This window comes from Paenarthrobacter sp. NPDC089714 (assembly GCF_044748905.1).
Classification (GTDB): domain Bacteria; phylum Actinomycetota; class Actinomycetes; order Actinomycetales; family Micrococcaceae; genus Arthrobacter.
This window is the reverse complement of the sequence record NZ_JBIVGX010000004.1, coordinates 395,354-409,984: the sequence shown is the minus strand read 5'-3', so window position 1 is coordinate 409,984 and position 14,631 is coordinate 395,354. Positions and strand designations below refer to the sequence as shown.

At 59.3% G+C, this 14,631-nt stretch carries 13 protein-coding genes; 11 read left to right on the top strand and 2 right to left on the bottom strand.

From position 1 onward, the window contains the following. The first annotated feature begins 44 nt into the window (after window positions 1–44). Window positions 45–245 (top strand): hypothetical protein, encoded by a 201-nt coding sequence (locus tag ACIPY3_RS10710; protein ID WP_400333654.1) that lies wholly within the window; start codon window positions 45–47, stop codon window positions 243–245. A gap of 43 nt (window positions 246–288) precedes the next feature. Here the strand turns inward: ACIPY3_RS10710 and ACIPY3_RS10705 are convergent, their stop codons facing one another. Then, window positions 289–750: a DUF3817 domain-containing protein gene (locus ACIPY3_RS10705; RefSeq protein WP_400333651.1), complete on the bottom strand. Its 462-nt coding sequence runs from the start codon at window positions 748–750 to the stop codon at window positions 289–291. Window positions 751–781: 31 nt separating this feature from the next. Beyond that, complete coding sequence (locus ACIPY3_RS10700; protein WP_400333649.1) at window positions 782–1,375, bottom strand: hypothetical protein; 594 nt, start codon at window positions 1,373–1,375, stop codon at window positions 782–784. A 122-nt stretch (window positions 1,376–1,497) separates the two neighbouring features. Here ACIPY3_RS10700 and ACIPY3_RS10695 point away from each other — a divergent pair, with 122 nt between their 5' ends. The 10 genes from ACIPY3_RS10695 to aspA all read left to right on the top strand — a co-directional run bounded on the left by ACIPY3_RS10695 (window position 1,498) and on the right by aspA (window position 14,535). Continuing rightward, window positions 1,498–2,994, top strand: coding sequence for an N-6 DNA methylase (locus tag ACIPY3_RS10695; protein WP_400333645.1), 1,497 nt, complete (start codon window positions 1,498–1,500; stop codon window positions 2,992–2,994). Beyond that, complete coding sequence (locus tag ACIPY3_RS10690) at window positions 2,991–4,178, top strand: restriction endonuclease subunit S (RefSeq protein ID WP_400333641.1); 1,188 nt, start codon at window positions 2,991–2,993, stop codon at window positions 4,176–4,178. The genes ACIPY3_RS10695 and ACIPY3_RS10690 overlap by 4 nt, the downstream gene beginning before the upstream one ends. Beyond that, window positions 4,178–5,119: a restriction endonuclease gene (locus tag ACIPY3_RS10685; protein ID WP_400333638.1), complete on the top strand. Its 942-nt coding sequence runs from the start codon at window positions 4,178–4,180 to the stop codon at window positions 5,117–5,119. The genes ACIPY3_RS10690 and ACIPY3_RS10685 overlap by 1 nt, the downstream gene beginning before the upstream one ends. Window positions 5,120–5,121: 2 nt before the next feature. Beyond that, entirely contained in the window at window positions 5,122–6,009 is an 888-nt protein-coding gene (locus tag ACIPY3_RS10680) for a HipA domain-containing protein (protein WP_400333636.1), read from the top strand. A 239-nt stretch (window positions 6,010–6,248) separates the two neighbouring features. Beyond that, window positions 6,249–6,719 carry an HIRAN domain-containing protein gene (locus ACIPY3_RS10675; protein WP_400333632.1) on the top strand — a complete coding sequence of 157 codons (471 nt, stop codon included), beginning with the start codon at window positions 6,249–6,251 and terminating at the stop codon, window positions 6,717–6,719. 85 nt (window positions 6,720–6,804) lie between these two features. Next, a complete protein-coding gene (locus tag ACIPY3_RS10670; protein WP_400333629.1) occupies window positions 6,805–7,764 on the top strand; it encodes a hypothetical protein in 960 nt (319 codons plus the stop codon). Between the two features lie 81 nt (window positions 7,765–7,845). Next, window positions 7,846–11,235, top strand: coding sequence for a DEAD/DEAH box helicase family protein (locus ACIPY3_RS10665; RefSeq protein WP_400333627.1), 3,390 nt, complete (start codon window positions 7,846–7,848; stop codon window positions 11,233–11,235). Window positions 11,236–11,374: 139 nt separating this feature from the next. Further along, entirely contained in the window at window positions 11,375–12,103 is a 729-nt protein-coding gene (locus ACIPY3_RS10660; protein WP_400333624.1) for a FadR/GntR family transcriptional regulator, read from the top strand. After that, a complete protein-coding gene (locus tag ACIPY3_RS10655) occupies window positions 12,100–13,110 on the top strand; it encodes an asparaginase (RefSeq protein ID WP_400333621.1) in 1,011 nt (336 codons plus the stop codon). The genes ACIPY3_RS10660 and ACIPY3_RS10655 overlap by 4 nt, the downstream gene beginning before the upstream one ends. 9 nt (window positions 13,111–13,119) lie before the next feature. Beyond that, complete coding sequence (aspA, locus tag ACIPY3_RS10650) at window positions 13,120–14,535, top strand: aspartate ammonia-lyase (protein WP_400333618.1); 1,416 nt, start codon at window positions 13,120–13,122, stop codon at window positions 14,533–14,535. Window positions 14,536–14,631 lie beyond the last annotated feature (96 nt).

Here is a 14,631-nt window from a genome sequence, read left to right as displayed (position 1 = left end):
GTTGCGAAGCGGGAAGACAACCCGACTAACGAGGAGTGCAAAGAATGGAGTCTCAAGGAATGCATGCCGACGGAGCCGCGGAACGAGAATCCAAGTATCCCATCAAACATCTGGCATCCTCATACGACCGCGGTGTTCAAATTGCCGCTGCCCGGGTCCGCATCATCACAGATCGGGGGCTGGGCAAACGGACCCCCGACTGGATCCTCCAACTTGCCGCGGAGAAATTGGCCGGCGACTACTAAAGGTTCTCCCCGCCGCTGTTTGTCACAGCGGACGAAGCGGCCCCTACGAGAACCACGTATCCGGCGGCCCCATGTACAGCAGGAAGCTGAACACGGCCGCCACACCAACAAGCACTACACCGGCAGCCAGAATCGGCTTGGCCAAGATCCAGGCCTGAAGCTTCTCCAAGGCCCCAACAGGCTCTGCTCCGCCAGCGGCAAGCCGCCATCCGCCACGCAGCAGGCCGCGACGATCGAGTGATTTCTCAACCGGGATCGTAGCGTACGGGATCACGGCGGACGATACAGCCAAAAGCCCGGTACCCGGCGACCACTTCTGGTTGACCCAGGTGAACGCTGCCGTAAAGGCGTAGCAGAGGAACACAAAGCCGTGGATTCCACCCGCGATGCTGACTCCAACATCCGTTGTCTTCGTGACGTATTTGAGGAAGAGCCCTATCAACAAGAGCGTCCACGTCACGGCTTCGGCAAAGGCAACAGTACGGAAGAGGGCGCGGGGCAGCATGGAAAACCTCACATCGGGAACAGGAGTCGCCTTAGACAACGGACGGAAGCGATGCCTCGTTCCTGATCCGCGAAGAACCGAACTCCAAAGCCACAGTTTCGAGCTCCAGGGGTTCCTGGTGCTTGGAGCGTGCCCGGCCGACGGCTACATGCGGTATCCAACGGGGCGATCTGTACCCGAGGGCCGGCGAACTCAGGATGAAGTCGTCGATGTTGTCCAGGCCGAGGTCGTCCAAAAGTACGTGGAGCCCTTGGACAAGCAGGGTTTGGTAGTCATGAACAGCTTGCGGAACCTCTACTTCCAGGCTGCTGACACGGCCGCCACCCAGGGTGACCAGCTTCGCGGATTTGCCCAGGAATCCGTCCAACACCGGCAGTCCTCTCAGCCAACTGGAGACTTCCCGAATCACGAAGTCCGTACTGGCAACGCCACCAGTCCAGGCAACGATGTCCGCGGCCAGCCGATCGAGGATGCCCACGTGCAACAGCGTCATGTGGAGGCCCTCCGGTTTTCGCACGGAGTCGACGTATCGTCCGAGCGACTCCAAAGGCGCCCCGACGTCGAGCACCGGCACCTCGACGGTAATGCGGGGTAAGTGTTCAGCAGTGGGGTGACCGGCCCTCATGCCAGCCATTATCCGCTTCCGACTCAAGCGTCAACAATGGGATCGTCCAGTTCAGCGAGCCACGCCGTCGCAAGTGCGTGGCCCGCCAGCAAGCTCGAGTTCAACCCACTAAACTCGCATGAGTGATCACAGGTGAAATCAAGTCCCAAGTAGACAAAGTCTGGAATACGTTCTGGAGCGGCGGCATCTCCAACCCGCTGGAAGTCATCGAACAGATCACATACCTTCTGTTCCTCAAACGCCTGGACGAGAACCACACGCGCGCAGAGAAGAGAGCAAATCTCCTAGACGAGCCCATCGAGAACGCCGTTTTCCCTGACGGCCTTGATCCTCTCGGACGCCCATATTCGGACCTCCGTTGGTCCAACTTCAGGGACTTCGGGCAAACGGAGATGTACACGGTCTTCCAGCAGAACATCTTCCCGTTCCTCCGCACTGAGTTGACCAAGCAGTCCAATGGCGAAGACTCCACGTACAGCCATCACATGAAGGACGCTCAGTTCAAGATTCCGAACGCAGGCGTCTTGAAGCAGGTCGTGGACATCATCGATTCAATCAAGATGGACGGACGCGACACCAAGGGCGACCTCTACGAGTACATGCTCTCGAAGCTGGCTTCGGCTGGCACCAATGGCCAGTTCCGGACTCCCCGTCACATCATCGACCTCATGGTTGCGATGACGGCCCCTCAACCGCTCGAGGCCATCTGTGACCCGGCCGCAGGCACCTGTGGCTTCTTGGTTCAGGCCGGGGAGTTCCTTCGCGAGAACAACGCAAATCTCCTCACCAATGATGAAACCAGCAAGTTCTTCCACCACTCTCAGTTCCACGGTTTCGACTTCGACTCCACAATGCTGCGCATCGGTTCCATGAATATGCTCCTGCACGGCGTGGAAAACCCGGACGTCTCCTACCGCGACTCGCTCGCCGACCTCCATTCCAGCGAGGAGGAGAAGTACCACGTCATCCTCGCGAACCCGCCCTTCGCCGGCAGCCTGGACTACGAGAACGTGGCAAAGGACCTCCTCAACGTCGTTAAGACGAAAAAGACGGAACTTCTGTTTTTGGCACTCTTCATCAAGCTCCTCAAACCGGGCGGCCGAGCCGCCGTCATCGTGCCCGACGGCGTTCTCTTCGGATCAACAGGTGCCCACAAGTCACTGCGCAAGACATTGGTTGAGGGCCACAAGCTCGATGCTGTAGTAAAACTCCCCTCGGGCGTCTTTAAGCCCTACGCAGGTGTCTCCACGGCGATCCTCTTTTTCACGAAGACCAACTCCGGCGGCACCGACAACGTCTGGTTCTACGACGTGAAGTCGGACGGCTTCAGCCTCGATGACAAGCGCACTCCCCTTGCTTCTTCCGACCTTAAGGACGTCCTCTCGCGTTGGAATCAGCGCACGACGGCGGAACTCGATCGGGCGCGCACGGACCAGTCCTTCTGCGTTCCCCTTTCCGAAATCGCAGCGAACGACTACGACCTGTCCCTGAACCGGTACAAAGAGATTGAGTACGAAGAAGTCGAATACGCCGCCCCGGAGGAGATCCTCGCCGCGCTTGATGACCTCGAAGCCGAAATCACGCAAGGTATGACCGAACTTCGGGAGCTGCTGAAGTGAATCATGTAACGCTTGGAGATGTCTCCACCCAGGTACGGGGGGTCAGCTATGACAAGTCCCTCGTACAGAAACGTCCGGAGGCGGGTTACCTCGCGCTCCTTCGCGGGGGCAATATCGGGGAACACGGATTGAAATGGGACGATCTCCAGTACGTACCCGAGAACATCGTTCGTGACGAACAACGGCTCCGCCCCGGCGACGTGGTTATCGCGACATCGAGTGGAAGCATTAACGTCGTTGGCAAAGCCGCTCAGTTTGGATCGCACAGTCCAACGACGTTCGGTGCATTCTGCCGAGTTGTTCGGCCGAATCATTTTGTGGATCAACGCTACTTCGGCCACTACTTCAAGACGAGTGCCTATAGAGCTCAAGTGTCGTCGCTCGCAGAGGGCGCGAACATCAACAACCTCCGGAACGAACACCTTTCTAAGCTCAGCCTCAAGCTACCGTCTCTGGACGAGCAGCGGCGGATCGCGTCGATTTTGGACAAGGCCGACGAACTCCGCACCAAGCGCCGCCAAGCCATCATCCTCCTCGACAGGCTGGCGCGGTCGATTTATGACGAATTGTTCGAGCTCGAAAGCCACGTCTGGCCGGAGGTGGAGCTGCGGGAACTCTGCGCCGTCACTTCCGGTATCACGAAAGGCCGCAAGACAACGTCGGAGACTCTCACTGCCTACCCGTATCTCGCCGTATCCAACGTGCAAGACCGGTCACTGAGTTTGGATGTTGTGAAGCAGATTGAGGTGACTCCGCAGGAGGCAGCTCGATACCGGCTACAGCGCGGAGACCTACTGCTTACTGAGGGCGGCGACCCAGACAAGTTGGGTCGAGGCACAATCTGGAATGACGAACTTGCCTGGTGCCTTCACCAGAATCACGTCTTTCGAGTCCGCCCGACTTCAAATCAGGTCATCCCAATATTCTTGAGCTGGTATCTGTCAGCGCCAGCGGCGAAGTCATATTTTCTGCGGATGGCGAAACAAACAACGGGAATTGCCTCGATCAACAAGTCCCAACTCAGTGCTACGCCTGTACGGTTGCCCCCTTTCGAAATGCAGCAAACCTTCGCAAAGCGACTTGGCGCCGTCGAGCGCTTGAAGGAAACTCACCAGAAACACCTCACCGAACTCGATGCGCTTTTCGCTTCACTGCAAAGCCGCGCGTTCAAGGGAGAACTCTGATGACCGAAGAATCGACCCAGGCACCGTCGACGGAAGTGCCCATCTGGCCAGCCCTCATAGTTCCTGTTCTCCAGGCGCTCTCGGACGGGGCGACTCTCCACCGCAAGGATCTGTTTCATCAGGCGGCCGATCAAGCTGGCCTGTCCGAGACAGCACGTGAGGAGACCCTAAACTCGGGAGGGCTCCGTTATGAACAGCGCATGGGCTGGGTCCTGAGTCACCTGACGCGGGCCAGTTGGATCGACCGCCCCGTTAAGGGCCACTACTGCATTACGGACACGGGTCGACAGTGGCTGCAGGACAATCCAGATGGAATCAACTACAGCCAGGCTCACACGATCTTCGCTCAATACTGGCCTAAATCCGAAAACCCGGGCGCGCCCACGGCAACCGCTCCGGTGGACGGGCTGTCGGCGGCGGAAGAGCTGGAACCCGTCGAACAGATCGAAGATGCAATCAACCGTATCCATGAGGAGGTTGGCGCCTCACTGCTCCAGCGCCTCCGGGACGGACACCCGGACTTTTTTGAAGACGCTGTTGTGAAACTCCTACTCAAGATGGGCTACGGAGGTGCCGAGCAGCGCGGCCGACGGATCGGAGGCTCCGGCGATGGCGGCGTAGACGGCGTCATCGACCAGGATGCCTTGGGGCTGGACCGTGTTTATATCCAAGCGAAGCGTTATAGCGCCGATAACGCTGTTGGCAGGGAAGCAATCCAGGCTTTCGTTGGCGCACTTCACGGCTTCTCAGCTTCGAAAGGTGTCTTCATCACCACCAGCAGGTTCTCTCAAGGCGCTAAGGACTACGCAGCAGGCGTGGGGACTCGCACGATTCTCATAGATGGCGCGCGTTTGGTCAGCCTCATGATCAAGTACCGGGTTGGCGTGCAGGTCAAGCGGAGCTACGACGTAGTGGAGCTCGACGAGGACTTTTTCGAGTAGCGATGGAGGCAGCCGAGGGCTTCGTCGACCTTACGGGGTGGATGCCCGCAGAAGATGAGCCTGCGGGCGAGAACGAGAAGACGTGGTTCGTCGCACCCGATGGATCCAGATGGATCTTCAAGCGCAACCGACCGCAAAGAAGTCCCAACGAGCACTCATCAGAGTTTGTAGCGAGCAAAGTAGCCCTACTATTGGGAATCCCCGCTGCAGAGATCCGGCTCGCCACGATTTCGGGTGAACTCGGGTGCATCTCCCGGGACGTGAAGTCGCAGCCCCGTCATCAGCTGAACTCAGCATCGCTGTTCATAGCGGAGTATGCGAACGATTTCGATCCCCGGGCACGGGACGGTGTGGGGCATTCGTTGGAGAACATTCAACGCGTCCTGCAGGACGTCTCGCCGCCAATCGGACACGAGGGTGAGGGACTCACGTCCGCGGCCTGGTTCGCCGGCTACCTTGTCTTCGATGCACTGATCGGCAACCAGGACAGGCACAGCGAAAATTGGAGCTTGGAACTGGACCTCAAAGGCACCTACCATCTGGCGCCCTCATACGATCATGCAACCAGTCTGGGCATCGTACAGCGCAACGACGAAAAACTTGGACGACTCCTTGGCGATCGCGAGGCCCTCAACACCTTTGTGGCACGAGCACGGGGCACGCGTTTTGAGAACCAAACAAAGACCAGCTTGGTGGATGTAGCTGCTGCGTTCTGTGAAATACCCGGCATCGATGCAGGGATACACTGGGGCCAAAAGGTTGACGAGATCGATCTCCTCGAAGTCGAAGAAATCGTTGCGTCCTCAAGAATGTCGGTGCCCAACGATAAGTTGGCTATAGAAGTTGTTCGACTCAACAAAGAGAGGCTCATGAGATGTCTGCTTCCGTGATGGATCTTCGGCCTGCGGCAGTCCAACATGGAGCCCCGGCCCTACTCATTGCCTGGCAACATCCCGAGACTCGCCGTTATCGACTCTTGGGGCGCGCGGTTGCAGCGCCTGAGGGGTACGAGTTTTCATACTTCCCAGCAGCTGTGGAAGCCCAAGACTTCCGGCCCATACCGGGATTCTCTGATACAGCCCGCACGTACACGTCCGCGGTTCTATTCCCTCTGCTTTCAGGACGCATCATGAGCGCCTCCCGTCCAGACCGGGAGGAGTGGCTGCATAAGCTCGATCTTCCCGCGGACGCAGCGCCCTTTGAAGTCCTGGCCCATTCATTCGGCAAGCGCGCCTCGGACACGTATGAGTTTTTTGAAGAACCGTCCGTTGATCTCGTTCAAGGAACCCTCACATTTGTTGTGCCCGTACACGGTCTCCGTTACATGTCTGAGGACGCTCTTCGGCATGTGGATGACGCGGTTACCAAGGGGCAGGATTTGGATACTGTGCCGGACCCCGAGAATTACAACGATCCGCGCGCTGTAGGTCTTTGGTCTAATGGGCATAAGATCGGGTTCGTTCCAGCACCCGTCTTGGACTACATCGAAATGATGCAGACTGCCGGACAATTCTCGGCGCGGGTGATCCGAAAGAATCCTAAGTCCGACGGCGCTCACCTTCGACTCATTGTCGAGCTTCGGTGGACTCAGATCCGCTGACACAGTCGCTTTGTACTAGGCATGTCCGCTTGGATGTCGGAGCCTCTTCCTACGATCGGTGCAACCTACAAAGGAGCACCATTTCATGCCGATCATCGACGTCAACGATTTCTGGACCCAAGCGCTGGCCGCCATTTTTGCTGCGGCAGTCATGCTGTTGGTCAGACCGCAATGGCTGAAGCGCCCAGACAAGCCGAACGCTGCCCCAGAAAATTCGAGCCCCCAGGTAAATAATCACGGAGGCAACCAGGCCGTGCTCACAAGCAACACGGTGAAGGGAGATATCCATCTCGATCAGAGCTACACGGATAACAGCCAGCAACTGACCATCATCCAGAACTTGGACTCGGCCCCTGCTCCCACAACGTCCGATGACTCCGGAAAAATGGTGGTGGCCTTTGTAGCTGCGATTTTGGCTGCATGCCTTTTCGTCATTGCATTGCCGATCTTCGCAGCTGTCTCAATAGGAACTGTTGGGGCGGTCGCGCTCATGGTCATTGTGGCGGCGCGCCGCACCAAACGCATGTCCGTCGTGGAGCCGGGCAAGCGGCCAGCAAAGTGGCCGAGAAAGACGTTGGCCGCCATCGTCATTGGCTCTCTTGCTTGCGCCACGTCGATGTTCACGTGGACGTCCTCTGTCTCTCTTGAGCGGGAAGGAATGTCGTTGAGCACCATCGCAGCGTCCATCCCCAAATTGGGCGCAGAAGCCCGCATCCAAGACTTTCCGGACTATGTCATGTCCGGCGTCCTCCCGGCATTCTTCGGCAATGGTGAACTCACACTGCCTTTTGTCTTGTTCTTGGTCTTGGGTGCGTTTAGTGCCTTTATACTGACCATATTGGCCTGGCGAGAAGCTTCGGAATGGCACTCGTTCCTGCGGTTCAATCTTGGTTCACGACAATCCAAGCGCACCACTGCCGAAGCACGAGCGTTTAGAGACGGCGGAGCAGCCAGCTCGGTCGTTGCAGCAGTGGTTACGAGTGGAGTCGCAATTCTCTGCAGCATCGGCATCCCGTATGACTTGCTGCGTCAACTCATGCGTTAGGACCCAAACAGTCACTCCCACGTGGTTGACTATTGCCGAAGCCGCACAAAGCAAAGGATCGGAGAGAACTGCATGGGGGCAGTGAACAGCAATTTTGGGTTCTTGCTGGGCGAATGGCCGGAGTTGGCTCAACAGGCCCGGCGTGCTGAGCAGTTCGCACGAATCGATCCTCGCGCTTCGGTGTTCTACGCCCGCTACACCATCGAACGCATCGTTGAGTGGCTGTATCAAATAGAGCCCGGGCTGGTGACGCCCTACAAGGACGATCTCAACGCCCTTCTGAACGACCCTTCGTTCAAGAACCTGGTGGGCAGCACCATAGGGAACAAGCTGACCATCATCCGCAAAGCCGGAAACAATGCCGTGCACAACTCAGTCAGCCCCACCAGCCAAGGCGCTGAACTTGTCTTGCGCGAACTGCACCATGTCTGCTACTGGCTGGCACGAAACTACGCCAAGACGGGAAGCCAGCTTCCGCCATCGTTGGCGTTCGACCCCAACGTTCTTGCCCCCAAGCCGAAGACGCCGGTACATCTGCATTCGCAGGAAGAGCTTCGGGAGTTGGAGGGCGAGCTCAAGGCCAAAGACGAGGCGCTTGCACAGGCAACGGCGCACTCTGCCGAACTAAAGTCGCAACTGGAAGCCTTGCAAGCCGAGATTGCTGAAGCCAAGAAGAAGAATCAGACCGTCCCGGACCACCACGACTATGACGAGGCCCTGACCCGTCGGCACCTCATTGATCTGGAACTCAACGAGGCAGGCTGGCCATTGAGCAACTCCGAGGACCGCGAGTTCTTGGTTGACACTATGCCCACGTCGACTGGAACACTCACGGGCGTTGGCTACGTCGACTACGTTTTGTGGGGCGCTGACGGACTGCCGTTGGCCGTTGTGGAAGCAAAGCGGACAACAAAGGATCCGCATGTGGGCAAACAGCAAGCCAAGCTGTACGCCGACTGCTTGGAACGGCGATACGGTCGACGCCCCATCATCTATTACACGTCGGGGTACGAGACGCGGATTTGGGACGACGCCATGTATCCCGAGCGCGAGGTGCAGGGTTTCCACACCCGGGACCAGCTGCAACTGCTCATTAACCGCCGGCATACTCGGAAGCCACTCACCGAACAGCAGATCGACAACTCGATCGTCGAGCGCCCGTATCAGCACAATGCCATTCGGGCCGTGACTGAAGCCTATGAGAAGGATTTTGAGCGCAAGGCTCTGGTAGTCATGGCAACGGGCACCGGCAAGACGCGTACCGTCGTCGCGCTCACCAAGCTTCTGCAAGAAGCCAACTGGGCAAAACGCGTTCTGTTCCTTGCCGACCGCATCGCCCTCGTCAAGCAGGCCGCAAACGCCTTCAAAACACACCTGCCCGGATCGGGTCCAGTGGTCTTGAGCGCCGACGAGGATGCCGAGAGCCGCATTCATGTGGCGACTTATCCCACCATGATGAACCTCATCAACAAGACCGAGGGGAAGCTTGGAAAACGAACATTCGGCATCGGCCACTACGACCTCATCATTGTTGATGAGGCGCATCGGTCTGTCTACCAAAAGTACCGGGCAATATTCGAGTACTTCGACTCGCTCCTCATCGGTCTGACAGCAACACCACAATCGGAAGTAGACCGAAACACTTACAGTCTTTTCGGCATTGAAGATAACGTCCCCACCTTCGCGTACGAGCTGAATGAAGCAATCGAGGCCGGCTACCTGGTGCCGCCACGGGTTGTGCCGGTCCCGCTGAAGTTTCCTGACCAAGGGATTACATACGAAGACCTTTCCGATACTGAGAAGGAACAGTGGGACGAGCTCGAGTGGGACGAAGACGGCGAAATACCGGATTCAGTGGATTCGAGCGTCATCAACACGTGGCTCTTCAACACTGACACCGTGGATAAGGCCTTGGAAGTCCTCATGACCCGCGGCCATAAGGTGGCAGGAGGGGATCGGCTGGGGAAGACCATCATCTTCGCCAAGAACAACCGGCACGCAGATTTCATTGCGGAGCGGTTCGACAAGAACTACCCCGCTTACCAAGGCCATTTTGCACGGGTGATCACTTACCAGGTGAACTACGCGCAAAACCTCATCGACGAATTCTCCCGGACGGAAAGCAACCCTCATATCGCCATCTCGGTGGACATGCTTGATACAGGCGTGGACGTTCCCGATGTGGTTAACCTTGTCTTCTTCAAGATGGTCCGGTCCAAGACAAAGTTCTGGCAGATGGTGGGCCGCGGTACGCGTCTCCGTCCCGAACTCTATGGACCGGGGGAGGACAAGAAAGACTTCTTCATCTTCGACCTCTGCCGGAATGCTGAGTATTTCAATGCGGATATGCCCAGCAACGAGGGGTCACTGGGCAAGTCCTTGGCGGAAAGCACCTTCGCGGCAAGGGTGCGCCTGTTAAGGACGTTCAGCGATTTGCAGTGGGATCCCCAGGACACGGTTGTCGCCGACCTTCGCGAGGCATTGAAGCACACCGTTGATCACCTTCCGTTGAATAACTTCCTGGTGAAGCCGGCACGGAAATGGGTGGACAAGTTTGCGGAAGAATCTGCCTGGACGTCCTTGAATTCGGACGACTTCGAAGCGCTCGAATCAAAGATCGCCCGGCTGGCTTCGATCGGCGCTCCGGCCGACACGGAAGAAGCGAAGCGGTTCGACTACCTCATGCTCCAAACCGAGCTGGCGTCTCTGCAGAAAGCGGCGATAGCTCCTTTCAAGGCGAAGATTCAGGCAGTCGCTTCCGCCCTGCAGGATCAGCAAAACATCCCGGCTATTGCCGCCCACTTGCCCCTGATCGAAACCATCCTGCACGACGAAGAATGGGAGTCCGTCTCACTGGAGTGGCTGGAGGAGATCCGCCGAAGGCTGCGTGGGTTGGTCCACCTCATCGAGAAGCGGAAGCGCAAGGTGGTGTACACAAATTTCCAGGACGAGCTTGGCGAGCTCCAGGAGGTCGAACTTCTGGGAGCCACGAACGGGATCGTGGACCTCAACCGCTACAGGGACAAGATCCGCACGTATCTGGCCCAGTACCAGGAGCACGCAACCATCCAACGACTCCGACGCAACAAGCAACTTACGGCCTTGGACCTCGCCGAGCTTGAACGCATTCTCCTGGAGAGCGGCCTGGGCTCAGCCGAAGACTTGAATCGCGCGGCTAACGACGGCCTTGGATTGTTTGTGCGAACCCTTGTTGGCTTGGACCGCGAGGCAGTCGAGGAGGCCTTGGCGGAGTTCGTAGCCGGGACCACCCTCACGGCCCAGCAATTGGACTTCCTCCAGGTGCTCACCAACCACTTGGTGGAGAACGGCAAAGTCAACCCGAGGGCATTGTTCGACTCCCCCTACAATGAACTGGCTCCCTCGGGGCCCGACGTCCTTTTCGGCGATGAGAAGATCGGACAGCTCATCACCATCCTTCGATCCATCGAAAATCACGCAAGGGTCAGCTAGGACCTGCACCCAACCCGCACCGTGGCAGCCCGCCAGCCAAACCCAACCACCCGCCGTCGAACCTCAGCCAAACGCCCAAACCGTGAAGCGGTTCTTTCAGCGTTGACAGCCCCTTGTGACCCGTGCCATATTCAATAACGTGAACCTGTCAGACAGCCGGACAGCCGGACAGCAAGGGCAAGAACAAAGCCGCGCAACGCCCACCCCCATCTCCCGCATCTCCGCAGCTGAGGCGGTCTTCGCGGCGCTCAGGCGAGCCATCGAGGGCGGGCAGTTCGATATCGGCACCAAGCTCAGCTCTGAAGCGACGCTTGCGGCGCAGTACGGAGTGAGCCGCTCGGTCATTAGGGAGGCGCTGCGGAGTTGCAACACCCTTGGCCTGACAATCACCAAGACCGGCAAGGGCACGTTCATTGTGGCCAACAAGGTTGCTAATGACCTTACCTTGGGCCAGTACAGCGCGCGCGATCTTAACGAAGCACGTCCTCACATCGAGATTCCCGCGGCAGGCCTCGCTGCCGAACGGCGCACCGACGAAGAACTCGAACACCTCAAGGACATCGTCCAGGAGATGCTCAACGAAAACGATCCCGAAGCCTGGGTGAACCTGGACGCGAGCTTCCACTCCGCCGTCGCGCGCGCCAGTGGCAACCGCGTGTTCGCGAGCGTCGTCCAGGATATCCGCGACGCCCTGGCCCACCAGTCCGAAACCCTTAACCTCGTGGCCGACCGCCAGCACCGCTCCGACGAAGAGCACGTCGCCATCCTCGACGCCATCGAGTCGGGCGATTCCCAGGCCGCGAGCATAGCCATGGCTGAACACCTGCAGGCCGTCAGCGTGGCCCTGGACACGATCCTCAGCAAATGAACCACCCAAAGGACACCATGCCCAGCCCCAAAGTGGCCCACCAAGCAGCGCCCAACCACGTCCCCCTCGTCGAGCAGACCCGCGACGGCTTGGTGGAGAGCGTCCACTACGGCTCGTTGATCGCCTTGAATAAAGACGGAAGCACGGCACTGGAAGCCGGCCAGCCGGATGCCCCGATGTATCCCCGGTCGAGCCTGAAACCGCTGCAAGCCGTCGCCCTCCTCAAAGCCGGCCTGGACATCCCGGAAGAACTCCTGGCCCTGACCGCGGCGAGCCATTCGGGCAGCAAGAAACACCGTGACGGTGCCGCCGAAATCCTGAAACTGCACGGCCTCACCGAAGCAGCGTTGGGCAACAGCTCCGACCTTCCCTATGGGGTCGAAGAACGCAACGAATGGCTGCGGGACGGCAACGGTCCAACGCAACTGGCGCAGAACTGCTCAGGCAAGCACGCCTCCATGACAGCCGTCTGCGTCATCAACGGCTGGCCTGTGGAGGGATGCCTGCACCCTGAACATCCGCTGCAGGTCCTGGTCCGCGACACCATCACCGAACTGACCGCCGAGGAAGCCGCCGCAGTGAGCACGGACGGCTGCGGCACGCCGCTCTTCGCCCACTCGCTCCACGGCATGGCCCGCGCCTACGGCCGTCTTGCCTCAGCAGAGCAAGACACCAACGAAGGCAAAGTCGCCCACGCCATGCGCCGCTTCCCGGAGATGGTCGCCGGTGAGGGCCGCGACGTCACCGCCCTGATGCGCGCCGTTCCGGGCCTGCTCGCCAAGGACGGCTTCGAAGGCCTCCAGCTGGTGGGCCTCGCGGACGGCCGTGGCTTGGCCGTAAAGATTTCCGACGGCGGAGACCGGGCGCGCATGCCGATTACCGTCGCTGCCCTGAAGGAGTTGGGGCTCGACGGCGGCAGCCTGGACTCGCTGCAGAGCCCACCCGTGTTGGGTGGCGGCCTTCCGGTCGGCGAACTCCGCGCGGCACAGATTTTCAGCACTAACTAAAGGACAGCTATGACCACCGTCGATCAAGCGATCCCCCTGCGTTCCGAGCACGACCTCCTGGGCGACCGCAACGTCCCCGCGGATGCGTACTGGGGCGTCCACACGCTAAGGGCCATCGAGAACTTCCCCATCACGGGGCAACCCCTCTCCACCAACAAACACCTTGTCAGGGGTTTGGCAGCGGTCAAGCAGGCGGCCGCGCGCACCAACCACGAGCTTGGTTTGCTGGATAAGGAACGGGCAAATGCCATCGAGCAAGCTTGCCAGGACATCCTGGACGGCAAGCTCCAGGACCAGTTCATGGTGGACGTGATCCAAGGTGGCGCGGGCACCAGCTCCAACATGAACGCCAACGAGGTCATCGCCAACCGTGCACTGGAAATCCTTGGCCACCCCAAGGGTGACTACGCGAAGCTGCACCCAAACGACCACGTCAACCTGAGCCAGTCCACCAACGACGTCTACCCGACGGCGGTAAACCTCGCCACAATCTTCTCCGTGAAGGAACTCCTGGAAGCCCTGGAGGAGCTGGAAGTTGCCTTCGCGGAAAAGGGGCGGGAGTTCCGGACGGTCGTGAAGATGGGCCGCACGCAGCTCCAGGACGCGGTGCCCATGACGCTCGGCCAGGAGTTCGGCGGATATGCCGTAACCATTGGTGAAGACCGGGCCCGCCTGGACGAGTCCCACATGCTGATCCACGAGATCAACCTCGGTGCGACGGCCATCGGCACCGGCCTGAACGCCCCGGCCGGGTACGCCGAAGCCGCCTGCCGGCACCTCGCTGAAGTCACGGGCCTGCCCCTCCTCACGGCGGCCGACCTCATCGAGGCCACCCAGGACGTGGGCGCGTTCGTCCACCTGTCCGGCGTACTGAAGCGCGTGGCGGTGAAGCTTTCGAAGATTTGCAACGACCTCCGCCTGCTGTCCTCTGGACCGCGTGCGGGACTGGGCGAGATCAACCTGCCGGCGGTACAGTCCGGCTCGTCGATCATGCCCGGCAAGATCAACCCGGTGATCCCGGAAGTGGTCAGCCAGGTGGCCTACGAAGTCATCGGCAACGATGTCACGGTCACCATGGCCGCGGAAGCAGGGCAGCTCCAGCTGAATGCTTTCGAACCGATCATTGTGCACAGCCTGCACAAGAGCATCTCCCACCTGGAAGCAGCCTGCCGCACCCTCACGGCACGCTGCGTCCGGGGTATCACCGCAAACACCGAGCGGCTACGGCTTACCGTGGAGCAGTCGATCGGTCTCGTCACGGCATTGAACCCGCACATCGGTTATGCCTCCGCCACAGCCATCGCCCAGGAGGCGTTGGCCACCGGCAAGGGTGTAGCAGAACTCGTCTTGGAACACGGTCTCCTGACCGCAGCCCAGCTTGAAGAACTGCTCAGCCCCGAACGTCTGGCAAACCTGAGCAAGTAGGCCAATCCGGCCAGTCAGCCCAGCGGCTTTGAAAGCCGTCCCGCCCGATGAGGCACCCACAAGAGGCTCTGAGCCGCGCCCGAAACCCCCAGAAGT